Origin of the sequence: Mycobacterium neumannii (assembly GCF_002245615.1) — a bacterium.
GTDB classification, from domain to species: Bacteria; Actinomycetota; Actinomycetes; order Mycobacteriales; family Mycobacteriaceae; genus Mycobacterium; species Mycobacterium neumannii_A.
In genome coordinates, this window is the sequence record NZ_NKCO01000012.1 from 22,008 (window position 1) to 35,857 (window position 13,850).

12 protein-coding genes and 1 tRNA gene are annotated in these 13,850 nt (G+C 67.1%); 7 read left to right on the top strand and 6 right to left on the bottom strand.

The genetic code is table 11. The features are described from left to right. Nucleotides 1-54 precede the first annotated feature (54 nt). The 4 genes from CEX88_RS15305 to CEX88_RS15320 form a co-directional block, all read right to left on the bottom strand. Nucleotides 55-126 (bottom strand) — tRNA-Val (locus tag CEX88_RS15305). A gap of 46 nt (nucleotides 127-172) precedes the next feature. After that, nucleotides 173-640: a peroxiredoxin gene (locus CEX88_RS15310; protein ID WP_094294206.1), complete on the bottom strand. Its 468-nt coding sequence runs from the start codon at nucleotides 638-640 to the stop codon at nucleotides 173-175. A gap of 61 nt (nucleotides 641-701) precedes the next feature. Then, nucleotides 702-1,130, bottom strand: a complete 429-nt coding sequence (locus CEX88_RS15315; RefSeq protein ID WP_064347257.1) for a DUF3052 domain-containing protein — start codon at nucleotides 1,128-1,130, stop codon at nucleotides 702-704. Between the two features lie 135 nt (nucleotides 1,131-1,265). Then, complete coding sequence (locus CEX88_RS15320; protein WP_094294207.1) at nucleotides 1,266-1,766, bottom strand: hypothetical protein; 501 nt, start codon at nucleotides 1,764-1,766, stop codon at nucleotides 1,266-1,268. Nucleotides 1,767-2,017: 251 nt separating this feature from the next. Between CEX88_RS15320 and aceE the strand changes: the two genes are divergently transcribed. The 7 genes from aceE (at nucleotide 2,018) to CEX88_RS15355 (ending at nucleotide 11,612) form a co-directional block, all read left to right on the top strand. Further along, on the top strand, nucleotides 2,018-4,807 hold the full coding sequence (gene aceE / locus CEX88_RS15325) for a pyruvate dehydrogenase (acetyl-transferring), homodimeric type (RefSeq protein ID WP_094294125.1): 2,790 nt from the start codon (nucleotides 2,018-2,020) through the stop codon (nucleotides 4,805-4,807). Nucleotides 4,808-4,914: 107 nt separating this feature from the next. Continuing rightward, nucleotides 4,915-6,204, top strand: a complete 1,290-nt coding sequence (locus tag CEX88_RS15330; protein ID WP_066841753.1) for a PucR family transcriptional regulator — start codon at nucleotides 4,915-4,917, stop codon at nucleotides 6,202-6,204. 124 nt (nucleotides 6,205-6,328) lie between these two features. Continuing rightward, nucleotides 6,329-7,240, top strand: coding sequence for an ACP S-malonyltransferase (locus tag CEX88_RS15335; RefSeq protein WP_094294126.1), 912 nt, complete (start codon nucleotides 6,329-6,331; stop codon nucleotides 7,238-7,240). A 76-nt stretch (nucleotides 7,241-7,316) separates the two neighbouring features. Continuing rightward, nucleotides 7,317-7,619: a meromycolate extension acyl carrier protein AcpM gene (gene acpM, locus CEX88_RS15340; RefSeq protein WP_064394089.1), complete on the top strand. Its 303-nt coding sequence runs from the start codon at nucleotides 7,317-7,319 to the stop codon at nucleotides 7,617-7,619. After that, on the top strand, nucleotides 7,616-8,866 hold the full coding sequence (kasA, locus tag CEX88_RS15345; protein WP_066841751.1) for a 3-oxoacyl-ACP synthase KasA: 1,251 nt from the start codon (nucleotides 7,616-7,618) through the stop codon (nucleotides 8,864-8,866). The genes acpM and kasA overlap by 4 nt, the downstream gene beginning before the upstream one ends. Before the next feature lie 23 nt (nucleotides 8,867-8,889). Next, complete coding sequence (kasB, locus tag CEX88_RS15350; RefSeq protein WP_066841750.1) at nucleotides 8,890-10,152, top strand: 3-oxoacyl-ACP synthase KasB; 1,263 nt, start codon at nucleotides 8,890-8,892, stop codon at nucleotides 10,150-10,152. Nucleotides 10,153-10,187: 35 nt separating this feature from the next. Beyond that, nucleotides 10,188-11,612, top strand: coding sequence for an acyl-CoA carboxylase subunit beta (locus CEX88_RS15355; protein WP_066841749.1), 1,425 nt, complete (start codon nucleotides 10,188-10,190; stop codon nucleotides 11,610-11,612). A gap of 102 nt (nucleotides 11,613-11,714) precedes the next feature. Here CEX88_RS15355 and CEX88_RS15360 read toward each other — a convergent pair whose 3' ends face one another. Both CEX88_RS15360 and CEX88_RS15365 read right to left on the bottom strand, forming a co-directional pair. Beyond that, nucleotides 11,715-13,259: a glycerol-3-phosphate dehydrogenase/oxidase gene (locus CEX88_RS15360; RefSeq protein ID WP_094294127.1), complete on the bottom strand. Its 1,545-nt coding sequence runs from the start codon at nucleotides 13,257-13,259 to the stop codon at nucleotides 11,715-11,717. Beyond that, nucleotides 13,256-13,834: a TetR/AcrR family transcriptional regulator gene (locus CEX88_RS15365; protein ID WP_068199312.1), complete on the bottom strand. Its 579-nt coding sequence runs from the start codon at nucleotides 13,832-13,834 to the stop codon at nucleotides 13,256-13,258. Before CEX88_RS15365 ends, CEX88_RS15360 begins: the two co-directional genes overlap by 4 nt. Nucleotides 13,835-13,850 lie beyond the last annotated feature (16 nt).

Below are 13,850 nucleotides of genomic sequence, written 5' to 3' on the forward strand. Positions count from 1 at the left end.
TCTCGTTCCGTCGGAGGGCCTCGAACTAACCCGCAGATCGTATGAGAAATTCGGTGGGCGCGGACGGTATCGAACCGCCGACCGCTGGTGTGTAAAACCAGAGCTCTACCACTGAGCTACGCGCCCTCGTCTGGGCAAATTACACGTTGGCGAGGTCACACACGAAATCACCTCAACCGGAGCGCAGCGCGGCCAGCGCGTCCGTCCACAGTGCCTGATCGCGCGGCTCCCCTGGCTCCTTCATCTCGGCGAACCGGACGATCCCGCCGCGGTCGACGGCGAACGTTCCGCGGTTGGCGATGCCGGCGGCCTGGTTGAACACCCCGTAGGCCATCGCGACCTCGCCGTGCGGCCAGAAGTCCGACAGCACAGGGAACGTGAAACCGCTCTGGGTGGCCCAGATCTTGTGGGTCGGCGGCGGGCCCACCGAGATCGCCAGCGTCGCGGTGTCGTCGTTCTCGTACACGGGCAGCTTGTCCCGGATCTCGTCGAGTTCACCCTGGCAGATGCCGGTGAACGCCAGCGGGAAGAACACCAGCAGTACGTTCTTGGCGCCCCGGAAATCGCTCAGCGTGACGGGCTGACCGTTCTGGTCCTTGAGCGTGAAATCGGGTGCCTCGGTGCCGACCTCGATCGTCATCGCAGCCCTCTGGTCTTCGCGCAAGCGCTCATCCGCGTCCTTCTGGTCTTCGCGCAAGCGCTCATCCGCGCCTCCCCGCTGCCTTCGACTTCGGCTGCACCAGCCGGGTGGCGATCCAGTCACCGAGGTTGGCCGATGACGTCTGCATCAGGCCGGCGGTGGGCGCCGACTCGGCGACCTCGGCCGGTTGGACGTGGCCGGGTTTGCCCGTCTTCGGGGTCACCACCCAGATGACGCCGTCGTCGGCCAACGGAGTGATGGCGTCCATCAGCGCATCCACGAGGTCCCCGTCGTCGTCACGCCACCAGAGCAGTACGACGTCGATGACCTCGTCGGCATCCTCGTCGAGCAGCTCCCCGCCGCACGCTTCCTCGATGTCGGCTCGGATGTCGTCGTCGACGTCCTCGTCCCAGCCCAGTTCCTGTACAACCTGATCTTTTTGGATGCCCAGTCTGTGGGCGTAGTTCGGGGCGTCATCCGCCGCGACCACGGTCGGTCCTCCTTCAGCCGGCTCGGGCGCACGTTGCGCTCGGCATCTCGTAGGCGATTGTCCTGCGCCCTATCGTCGCACGAAGCAGTGCACCCGCACGCGACTGGCAGCAAGGTTGGCCAAATAACCGCCTGGTCAATACGCGGCGTCGCAGAGGTTGAGCGCGGTGGTCTTGGTGTCGTTGAGCGTGGTAATCGCGGCGTTGAACTCGTCCGGCCCGTAGTTGCCGGCGATCGCGGTGGCCACGTCCCTGGCGGCGCCCACCCAGCCGTTGAGCGCATCGGTCAGCTCAGGACCCAGCGGATCGGCGATTGAGCGCGCGACCATGTCGGCGCTGTGGTTCAGGGCATCGATCGCGGGCCGTGCCTTGGCGGGGACGTCGCCCGCGCTCCGGTTGAACGCATCGACGAAGGCGTTGACCGCGGTGATCGCCTCGACGCTGGTGGAGCTCAGCGTTTCGCACGACGAGTGGATCGCCTCCTTGGTGATCGTGGCCTGACGTTCCGACTCCCTGGCGCTGGAGCTGGCCGCCGACTCCGCCAGCGAGGCCGACACCGACGCGCGGTACACCGGCGCCTCGGCTGCGTCCACCTGTGCGGAGCCCTCGGTGACGCTGCTGCAGCCCACGACGACCATGGCGGCCGCGGCCGAGATGCCGACCACGAGTGCGCCGATCCGCAGCGATTTTTGCACCAGCGCACCGATCACCACGGCTGCAGACGTTACCGGGTCGCTCCGGCGACCGCCGGTTCATTGCAGTCGGCAACCCCCACCGGTGCGTGTGGGGCAGGATGGGAGAAGGATGGAACCCGTCGCTCACGGTTCGAGCGCAGAAAACATCTGCGCGAGGAGCGGGGGCACCCGAACCGCCTACCAAGGAGCGGAAGTTGACCACCGAGTTCGCGCGCCAGGACCTGGCCCAAAACTCCACCAACGCAGCCGAACACGACCGGGTCAGGGTGATCCGCGAAGGCGTCGCGTCGTACTTGCCCGACATCGATCCCGAAGAGACCGGCGAATGGCTGGAATCGTTCGATCAGCTGCTCGAACAGTCCGGCCCCGCGCGGGCGCGCTACATGATGTTGCGTCTGCTCGAACGCGCCGGCGAACAGCGCGTGGCCATCCCGTCGCTGACGTCGACCGATTACGTCAACACCATCCCCACCGAGCTGGAGCCGTGGTTTCCCGGCGACGAGGACGTCGAACGCCGCTACCGCACCTGGATCCGGTGGAACGCCGCGATCATGGTGCACCGCGCACAACGGCCGGGAGTCGGTGTCGGCGGCCATATTTCGACCTACGCGTCGTCGGCCGCGCTTTACGAGGTCGGCTTCAACCACTTCTTCCGCGGCAAGCAGCATCCCGGCGGCGGCGACCACGTGTTCATCCAAGGTCACGCCTCACCGGGCATCTACGCCCGCGCGTACCTGGAAGGACGCCTGTCGGCCGACCAACTCGACGGCTTCCGTCAGGAGCACAGCCACCCCGGCGGCGGGCTGCCGTCGTACCCGCATCCGCGCCTGATGCCCGACTTCTGGGAGTTCCCAACGGTCTCCATGGGGCTGGGCCCGATGAACGCCATCTACCAGGCCCGGTTCAACCATTACCTGCAGGACCGGGAGATCAGGGACACCTCCGATCAGCACGTGTGGGCGTTCCTCGGCGACGGGGAGATGGACGAACCCGAGAGCCGGGGCTTGGCGCACGTCGCCGCGCTGGAAGGGCTGGACAACCTCACCTTCGTGGTCAACTGCAACCTGCAGCGCCTCGACGGGCCGGTACGCGGAAACGGCAAGATCATTCAGGAGCTCGAATCGTTCTTCCGCGGGGCCGGCTGGAACGTCATCAAGGTGGTGTGGGGCCGCGAATGGGATGCGCTGCTGCACGCCGACCGCGACGGCGCGCTGGTCAACCTGATGAACAGCACGCCCGACGGCGACTACCAGACCTATAAGGCCAACGACGGCGCCTACGTGCGCGACCACTTCTTCGGCCGCGATCCCCGCACCAAGGCGCTCGTCGAGAAGATGTCGGACTCCGAGATCTGGAACCTCAAACGCGGCGGCCACGACTACCGCAAGGTCTACGCCGCCTACCGCGCCGCCATGGAGCACAAGGGCCAGCCGACGGTCATCCTGGCCAAGACCATCAAGGGTTACTCGTTGGGCGCGCACTTCCAGGGCCGCAACGCCACCCATCAGATGAAAAAGCTTGCGCTCGAAGACCTCAAGTACTTCCGCGATGCCCAGCGCATCCCGATCAGTGACGAGCAACTCGAGGAGAACCCGTACCTTCCGCCGTACTACCACCCCGGCCCGGAAGCACCCGAGATCCGCTACATGCTCGACCGCAGGCGGGCGCTCGGCGGGTTCCTGCCCGAGCGTCGCACCAAGACCAAGTCGCTGACGCTGCCGGGTCGCGACACTTACAAGGCGCTCAAGAAGGGGTCCGGTAAGCAGGAGGTGGCCACGACGATGGCCACCGTCCGGACGTTCAAGGAACTGTTGCGCGACAAGGAGATCGGTTGGCGCATCGTGCCGATCATCCCCGACGAGGCGCGCACGTTCGGGATGGACTCGTGGTTCCCCAACCTCAAGATTTACAACCGCAACGGTCAGCTGTACACCTCGGTCGACGCCGAATTGATGTTGGCCTACAAGGAATCCGAGGTCGGCCAGATCCTGCACGAGGGAATCAACGAGGCTGGGTCCTCTGCCAGTTTCATCGCGGCAGGCACGTGCTACTCGACGCACAACGAGCCGATGATCCCGATCTACATCTTCTATTCGATGTTCGGATTCCAGCGTACCGGCGACAATCTGTGGGCGGCCGCCGACCAGATGACGCGCGGCTTCCTTCTCGGCGCCACGGCGGGGCGCACCACGCTGGTGGGTGAGGGCCTTCAGCACGCCGACGGGCATTCGCTGCTGCTGGCCGCGTCCAACCCCGCGGTCGTCGCCTACGATCCGGCGTTCGCCTACGAGATCGCCTACATCGTCGAGAGCGGTCTGAGCCGGATGTACGGCGAGGACCCCGAGAACGTCTACTTCTATATGACGATCTACAACGAGCCCTACGTCCAGCCGCCGGAGCCGGAGGGCCTCGACGTCGAGGGCCTGCTGCGCGGCATCTACCGCTACCAGCCCACACCCGAGAAGCGGTCCAATGCGGCTCAGATCCTGGTGTCGGGCGTGGCCATGCCGTCGGCTCTCAAGGCCGCCGAGCTGCTCGCCGACGAATGGGATGTCGCCGCCGACGTGTGGTCGGTGACCAGCTGGGGCGAGCTCAACCGCGACGGCGTCGAGATCGAGAAACGACGGCTGCGCCATCCGGACCAGCCGGCGGGCACCCCGTACATCACCAAGGTGCTCGCCGACGCCCAAGGCCCGGTCATCGCGGTGTCGGACTGGATGCGCGGTGTCCCCGAGCAGATCCGGGCGTGGGTTCCCGGCACCTACATCACGCTGGGGACCGATGGGTTCGGCTTCTCCGACACCCGCCCCGCCGCGCGTCGGTACTACAACACCGATGGCGAGTCGATCGCGGTCGCCGTGCTCGAAGGACTGGCCCGCGACGGCAACATCGACAAGTCCGTCGCGGTCGAGGCGGCCAAGAAGTACGAGATCGACGACGTGCTGGCCGCCCCCGAGCAGACGTCGGACCCGGGAGTGGCGTAGCCACGACATTGAGCCTGAAGTGGCGTAGCCACGATTGGACGGAAGCGTGGCGCAGCCACCTCCGCCGCTTAGAGGTTTCCTCCATAGCGGTGGCGTAGCCTTTGGAGGTGCCTGACAACCGGTTCGTGCCACCGAAGTCGACGGTGGAGGTCCTCGAGGCCGTTCCCGACTCGGTGCTGCGCCGGTTGCAGCAGTATTCGGGTCGACTGGCCACCGAAGCGGTGCGCGCGATGGAGGAACGCCTGCCGTTCTTCGCCGAACTCGAGGCCTCGCAGCGGGCCAGTGTCCAGCTGGTCGTGCAGACCGCGGTGGTCAACTTTGTCGAGTGGATGCGCGACCCGCAGAGCAACGTCAGCTACACGGCACAGGCCTTCGAGGTGGTGCCACAGGACCTGCGGCGGCGCATCGCGCTGCGGCAGTCGGTGGAGATGGTGCGCGTCACCATGGAGTTCTTCGAAGAAGTGGTGCCGCTGCTGGCCCGCTCCGAGGAGCAGCTGACCGCGCTGACCGCGGGCATCCTGCGTTACAGCCGCGACCTGGCGTTCGCCGCGGCCAGTGCCTACGCCGATCAGGCCGAGGCGCGCGGCGCATGGGACACCAGAATGGAGGCCAACGTCGTCGACGCGGTGGTACGCGGCGACGTCGGTCCCGAACTGCAGTCCCAAGCGGCCACGCTGAACTGGGACGCCACCGCACCCGCCACCGTCATCGTCGGGCTGCCTCAGCCCGACCGCATCGATCTGGCCAGCGACGACGTCCACGACGTGGTGCGGCGCAACGGCCGCGCCGCGCTGTCGGACGTGCACGGCACATGGCTGGTCGCGATCGTGTCGGGTGCGCTCTCCCCGACCGACAAGTTCCTGGCCGACATGATGACGGTGTTCGCCGAGGGTCCGGTCGTGGTCGGACCCACCGCCACCACGCTGGCGAGCGCGCACCGCAGCGCGACCGAGGCCATCGCGGGCATGAACGCCGTCGTGGGCTGGTCGGGCGCGCCGCGGCCGGTGTCGGCGCGCGAACTGCTCCCGGAACGCGCACTGCTGGGCGATGTGTCGGCGATCGCGGCGTTGGAAACCGAGGTGATGAGGCCGCTGGCCGACGCGGGTCCGGCGTTGACGGAGACCCTCGATGCCTATCTCGACTCCGGTGGGGCCATCGAGGCCTGCGCGCGCAAATTGTTCGTTCATCCAAATACCGTCCGGTACCGGCTGAGACGAATCGCCGACTTCACCGGGCGGGATCCCACGCTTCCGCGCGACGCCTATGTGCTGCGGGTGGCGATCACCGTCGGCCGATTGGGCCGCCAGCCATACCAGACGAGCACAGCAAACATGATCAATCCGGCGCGTTCAGCGCTGCGACCAGCACCGCTCAACCCTCAGCTGGACAAGCCGTAGATCGCGGCCAGATTTCGGTAGCGTCGCATCACAGGCGATTTTGTAGAGTCTCCACAAAAACATAAGACGAGGTTCATAATCTCTTACACCGCGCAAACCCGTCTTCACAGTGTTCTCTTAAGGAGTGCTTGCACTTCTCGCGCCCGGACAGGGCTCCCAGACAGCCGGCATGCTCGCCGCATGGCTGGAGCTGCCCGGTGCCGCCGAGCGGCTCGCCGGATGGTCCGAGATCAGCGGGCTGGACTTGGCCCGCTTGGGCACCACCGCCTCCGCAGAGGAGATCACCGACACCGCGGTGACCCAGCCGCTCGTCGTCGCGGCGACGCTGCTGGCCCATGAGGAACTAACCCGTCGCGGTTCAATCGCCGGCAAGAAGACCGTGGTGGCCGGCCACTCCGTCGGCGAGATCGCCGCTTACGCAATCGCCGGCGTCATCTCCGCCGACGACGCAGTCAAGCTAGCGGCCACCCGGGGTGCCGAGATGGCCAAGGCGTGCGCGGTCGAGCCCACGGGCATGGCGGCCGTGCTCGGCGGCGAGGAAGCCGATGTGCTGGCCCGCCTCGAAGCGCTCGACCTGGTCCCGGCCAACCGCAACGCAGCCGGACAGATCGTCGCCGCCGGTGCGATCGCCGCGCTGGACAAGCTGGTCGAGGATCCGCCGGAGAAGGCGCGGGTGCGCAAGCTGGCGACCGCCGGTGCGTTCCACACCCACTACATGGCCTCGGCCCTCGACGGTTATGCCGCCGCGGCGGACGGTGTAACGAGCACAGAGCCGAACACGACGCTACTGTCGAACGCGGATGGCCAGCCGGTGGATTCGGCTGCCGACGCCATGAGCAAGCTGGTGGCGCAGATGACGCGCCCGGTCCGTTGGGATCTGTGCACCGAGACGATGCGCCGGCTCGATGTGACCGCGATCGTCGAGTTCCCGCCGGCCGGGGCTCTCGCGGGTATCGCGAAAAGAGAACTTCGGGGGGTGCCGACGCATGCCGTCAAGTCCCCCGCTGACCTGGACGGGCTCGCCGAACTCTCATAGGCAAGCCTGCGCCAGACACAACCACATAACGATCGTCATTCCCAACAAGTAACACCACTAAATAGAAGGAGCCACCGTGCCCGCCAGTCAGGACGAAATCATCACCGGTCTCGCCGAGATCATCGAAGAGGTCACCGGCATCGAGCCTTCCGAGGTCACCCCTGAGAAGAGCTTTGTCGACGACCTGGACATCGACTCGCTGTCGATGGTCGAGATCGCCGTGCAGACCGAGGACAAGTACGGCGTGAAGATCCCCGACGAGGATCTCGCCGGTCTTCGCACCGTCGGTGACGTCGTCACCTACATCCAGAAGCTCGAGGAAGAGAACCCCGAAGCGGCCGCGGCCATCCGCGCGCAGATCGAAGCCGATCGGGCATGAGTAGACCTTCCACTGCTAACGGCGGTTTCCCCAACGTCGTCGTGACCGCCGTCACGGCGACCACGTCGGTCGCGGCGGACATCGAGAGCACGTGGAAGGGGCTGCTGGCCGGAGAAAGCGGCATCCGCGTCCTCGAGGATGAGTTCGTCACCAAATGGGACCTGCCGGTCCGCATCGGTGGTCACCTCGTTGACGCGATCGACGACCACATGACGCGACTGGACATGCGACGGATGTCGTATGTCCAGCGCATGGCCAAGTTCCTCTCTGGCCAGCTCTGGGAGACCGCGGGTACGCCCGAGGTCGATCCGGATCGCTTCGCCGTGGTCGTCGGCACCGGCCTGGGTGGCGGCGAGAAGATCGTCGAGACCTACGACGCGATGAACGAGGGCGGCCCCCGCAAGGTGTCGCCGCTCGCGGTGCAGATGATCATGCCGAACGGTGCGGCCGCGGTGATCGGTCTGCAGTTGGGCGCGAGGGCCGGGGTCATCACCCCGGTCTCGGCTTGCTCATCAGGTTCGGAGGCCATCGCCCACGGCTGGCGTCAGATTGTCATGGGTGACGCCGACATCGCCGTCGTCGGCGGCGTCGAGGGCGGAATCGAAGCGCTGCCGATCGCGGCGTTCTCGATGATGCGCGCGATGTCGACCAACAACGAGGATCCCGAGGGCGCCTCGCGCCCGTTCGACAAGAACCGCGACGGGTTCGTCTTCGGCGAGGCCGGTGCGCTCATGGTCATCGAGACCGAGGAGCACGCCAAGGCTCGTGGTGCCAAGCCGCTGGCCCGCCTGATGGGTGCGGGCATCACGTCCGATGCCTTCCACATGGTGGCGCCCGCGTCCGACGGGCTTCGCGCCGGTCAGGCGATGAAGCGTGCGATGGAGACCGCGGGCCTGGATCCCCAGGACATCCAGCACGTCAACGCCCACGCCACGGCCACGTCCATCGGTGACGTCGCCGAGGCCAACGCGATCCGGTCGGCTGGGGTGGAGCACGCCGCGGTCTACGCGCCGAAGTCGGCGCTCGGCCACTCCATCGGAGCGGTCGGCGCGCTGGAGTCAGCTCTGACCGTGCTCTCGCTGCGTGACGGCGTCATCCCGCCGACACTCAACTACGAGACGCCCGATCCTGAGATCGATCTCGATGTGGTTGCGGGCGAGCCTCGTTATGGCGACTACCAGTACGCCATCAACAACTCGTTCGGCTTCGGTGGACACAATGTCGCCCTGGCCTTCGGACGCTACTGAGCGGAAGGAATCTTCGGGCAGGAATGGCAGGGTCAGCCGCACTTTCCACGGGGGACGGTTTCCCCAACGTCGTCGTCACGGGTATCGCCATGACGACGGCCCTGGCCACCAGCGCGGACGACACCTGGAAGAAGCTGCTGGACGGCCAGAGCGGAATCCGCAGGCTCGAGGACCCATTCGTCGAGGAGTATGACCTGCCGGTTCGCATCGGCGGGCATCTCCTCGAGGACTTCGACCACGAGTTGACCCGGGTGGAACTGCGCCGGCTGTCGTATCTGCAGAAGATGTCGACGGTTCTGAGCCGGCGGGTCTGGGAAGACGCGGGCACCCCCGAGGTCGACCCCAAACGGCTGATGGTGTCGGTCGGCACCGGCATGGGCTCCACCGAGGAGTTGGTGTTCAGCTACGACAACATGCGCGCCAAGGGCCTCAAGGCGGTTTCCCCGCTGGCGGTGCAGATGTACATGCCCAATGCAGCTGCCGCCGCGGTGGGGTTGGAGCGAAAGGCCCGCGCCGGGGTGGTCACTCCGGTGTCGGCCTGCGCATCGGGTTCTGAAGGCATCGCGCACGCCTGGCGCAACATCGTGCTCGGCGATGCGGACATCGCGATCTGCGGCGGGGTGGAGACCAAGATCGAGGCGGTGCCGATCGCCGGCTTCGCTCAGATGCGAATCGTCTTGTCCACCACCAACGATGACCCTGCCGGCGCATGCCGCCCGTTCGACAAGGACCGTAACGGGTTCGTGTTCGGCGAAGGGGGTGCGCTGATGGTCATCGAGACCGAAGAGCACGCCAAGGCCCGCGGCGCCAACATCCTGGCTCGGATCATGGGAGCCAGCATCACCTCGGACGGCTACCACATCGTGGCGCCGGACCCGAACGGCGAACAGGCCGGTCACGCGATGACGCGCGCCATCCAGCTCGCCGGGCTGCAGCCCACTGACATCGACCACGTCAACGCGCATGCCACCGGCACCAGCGTCGGCGATGTGGCCGAGGGCAAGGCGATCAACAACGCGATGGGCGGCCACAAGCCTGCGGTGTACGCACCCAAGGCGGCGCTCGGCCACTCGGTCGGCGCGGTCGGTGCCGTGGAGTCCATCCTGACCGTTATGGCGTTGCGCGAAGGCATCATTCCGCCGACGCTGAACCTGCGAAATCTCGACCCGGAGATCGATCTGGACGTGGTAGCCGGTGAACCGCGGTCAGGCAATTACCAGTACGCGATCAACAACTCGTTCGGATTCGGTGGGCACAACGTCGCGCTCGCTTTCGGGAAGTACTGACACTCCCCGGGATCCAGCGCAACAGGAGGTATTGAATGACGACCATGGCGCCCGAGACAGTCGGCGAATCGCTCGACCCTCGTGACCCGCTGCTGCGTCTGAGCACCTTCTTCGACGACGGCAGTGTCGAACTGCTCCACGAGCGCGACCGTTCGGGCGTTCTCGCCGCGGCCGGAACCGTCAACGGGCTGCGCACCATCGCGTTCTGCACCGACGGCACCGTCATGGGCGGGGCCATGGGCGTCGAGGGCTGTGCCCATATCGTCGACGCCTACGACCAGGCCATCGAGGAGCAGAGCCCGATCGTGGGCATCTGGCACTCCGGCGGCGCCCGCCTCGCCGAGGGCGTCAAGGCGCTGCACGCGGTCGGCCTGGTGTTCGAGGCGATGATCCGGGCGTCCGGCTACGTCCCGCAGATCTCGGTCGTCGTCGGCTTCGCTGCCGGCGGTGCGGCCTACGGACCCGCCCTCACCGACGTGATCGTGATGGCGCCGGAGAGCCGGGTGTTCGTCACCGGACCCGACGTGGTGCGCAGCGTCACCGGCGAGGACGTCGACATGGCGAGCCTCGGCGGCCCGGACACCCACCACAAGAAGTCCGGCGTGTGCCACATCGTCGCCGACGACGAGCTCGACGCCTACGAGCGCGGCCGCCGGCTGGTCGGATTGTTCTGCCAGCAGGGCCATTTCGACCGGGCCAAGGCCGAAGCGGGCGACACCGACCTGCACGCGCTGCTGCCGGAGTCGGCGCGACGCGCCTACGACGTGCACCCGCTCGTCGAGGCATTGTTGGACGAGGGCGTGCCGTTCGAGGAGTTCCAGGCCAAGTGGGCCCCGTCGATCGTCATCGGTCTCGGTCGGTTGTCCGGCCGCTCCGTCGGCGTCATCGCCAACAACCCGCTGCGTCTCGGCGGCTGCCTGAATTCCGAAAGTGCCGAGAAGGCAGCGCGATTCGTGCGCCTGTGCGACGCGTTCGGGATTCCGATCATCAACGTCGTCGACGTTCCCGGTTACCTGCCCGGCGTGGATCAGGAGTGGGGCGGCGTCGTGCGGCGCGGAGCCAAGCTGCTGCACGCGTTCGGCGAGTGCTCGGTTCCGCGGGTCACGCTGGTGACGCGCAAGATCTACGGCGGCGCCTACATCGCGATGAACTCGCGCTCGCTGGGTGCGACGAAGGTCTACGCATGGCCGGATGCCGAGGTCGCCGTCATGGGCGCCAAGGCCGCGGTCGGCATCCTGCACAAGAAGAAGCTGGCCGCCGTGGAAGATCTCGCCGAGCGTGAGGCCCTGCACGAGCAGTTGGCCGTCGAGCACGAGAAGATCGCGGGCGGAGTCGATTCCGCGATCGACATCGGCGTCGTGGACGAGAAGATCGACCCGGCGCACACCCGCAGCAAGTTGACCCAGGCGCTGGCCGAGGCGCCGGCACGCCGCGGCCGGCACAAGAACATCCCGCTGTAACCTCCAGCGGCGCCGCAACCTTCAGCGTCGAAACCGACGTTTGGGCGGGAATGCGCGCGCGGAATCGGCCATTTCGTCGGCCTCGGCGAAAGAGGCGCGAGGCTACCGTTCGCGCGCTGACACCAAGAACTCGTCGCCTACCGCCAGCACCCGTTCGCGGTCGGCCTCGACCAGGCCGATGCGGGTGCGGCGGTCGACAATGTCGTCGACGGTCAGCGCGCCCTCATGGGTCACCGCGTACTCGAATTCCGCACGGATGACGTCGATCCCCTCGGCGACCGCTTCCGTAGGCCGCTCGCACGCGGCGGCGGCGATGACATTCGGCGCCTCGGCGCCGAACCGGGCCACCAGTGAACCCGGCATCTCCGTCGGGTGGCGCAGCGTGGCAACCGGATTCGACGGCGCCCCGACAAGCGGCAGGTTACGGGTGCGGCAGTCGGTCGCGGTCAGCCCGCGCCACTCGATCGCCCGGTCCAGCACATCCTCGGCCATGAAGCGGTACTCGGTCAGCTTGCCGCCGATGACGCTGATGACGCCCGAGGGTGATTCGACGACCGCGTGTTCGCGTGAGACGTCGGCGGTGCGGCCCGCGCCGGTGTCGATCAGCGGACGCAGACCCGCGTAGGCGCCAATCACGTCGGACGGGCTCAACGCGACATCCAGGGCGGTGTTCACCGTGTCGAGCAGGAACGAGACCTCCTCGGGCGCGGGTTCGGGCACGTCGGGGACCGGGCCTGGGGCGTCCTCGTCGGTGAGCCCGAGGTACACCCGGCCCAACTGCTCGGGCATCGCGAACACGAAGCGGTTGATCTCGCCGGGTATCGGAATAGTCAGCGCTGCAACCGGATTGCCGAATACCGCAGCGTCGAACACCAGATGCGTTCCGCGGCTGGGCCGCAGCTTGATCGAGGAATCCACCTCGCCCGCCCACACCCCGGAGGCGTTGATCACCGCCCGCGCGGCGACGTCGAATGACTCGCCGGTGAGCTGATCGGTCAGCCGCACCGAGGTGCCGGTCGCGTGCGACGCCGCCACCCGCGTCAACACCCGGGCACCGTGCTGGGCCGCCGTTCGCGCCACCGCGGTGACCAGGCGGGCGTCGTCGATCAACTGCCCGTCATACGCCAGGAACGCGCCGTCGAGACCGTCGCGGCGCACGGTCGGCGCCAGCTCAACGGCCCGGCGCGCGTCGACCCGCCGGGAGCGGGGCAGCACAGAGGCCGGCGTGCCCGCCAGCTTGCGGAGGCCATCGCCCGCGGCGAAGCCGAAACGCACCAGCGCCCGCGACGCGGTGTTCATGGACGGAAGCAGCGGAACCAGCTGCGGCATCGCCGAGACCAAGTGAGGTGCGTTGCGCGTCATCAGGATTCCGCGTTCGACCGCGCTGCGACGGGCGATGCCGACGTTGCCTGTCGCCAGATATCGCAGCCCGCCGTGAACCAGCTTGGAGCTCCACCGGCTGGTGCCGAACGCCAGGTCGTGCTTCTCCACCAGCACGACGCTCAGACCGCGGGTCGCCGCGTCCAGCGCGATGCCCGTTCCGGTGATGCCGCCGCCGATGACGATGACGTCGACGCGCTCGCCGTCGGCCAGCGCCGCCAGTTCGGCGCTGCGGCGCGCGGAATTCAGAGCCGTCGAGCCGGTCACGGTGCCAGATACCCGTCGAGGGCGTGCGCCAACTCGGCGTCGAGCGCATCGGTGTCCAACAGCTTCTCGACCATCTGCGCGGACTGGATCGCCGACTGGGTGATCAGCAGGCACATCGCGGCCAGCTGGCGCGCATCACCGGCACGTACGCTGCCGTCGTCCTGGGCGAGCTTGATGGCGTGGGTCAACGCGTCGATGAGGATCATCTGGCTGGTCCCGAGCCGGTTGGCGATGTAGACCATCGCGAATTCCGGTGCATCCCGCAGCACCGACATGATGATCTCGTCGTTCCGCAGATGCCGGGCCACGTCGACGACCCGCTGCACCAGCGCTCTGCGGTCGGAACCGCTGTCGGGCACTTTGTCCAGCACACCTGCGATGCGCTCGGTCATCAGCGCCGCGAGGACCCCGTTCGTATCGGACCACCTGCGATAGATGGTCGGGCGGCTCATGCGCGCACGCCGGGCGATGTCGGTCAGCGTGACCCGCTTGACCCCCACCGCGAGCACGCAGGCCGCCGCGGCATCGATGATGCGCGCCTCGACCGTCGACTCATCGTTACGGATTGACGACATATGTAATACTGTAACG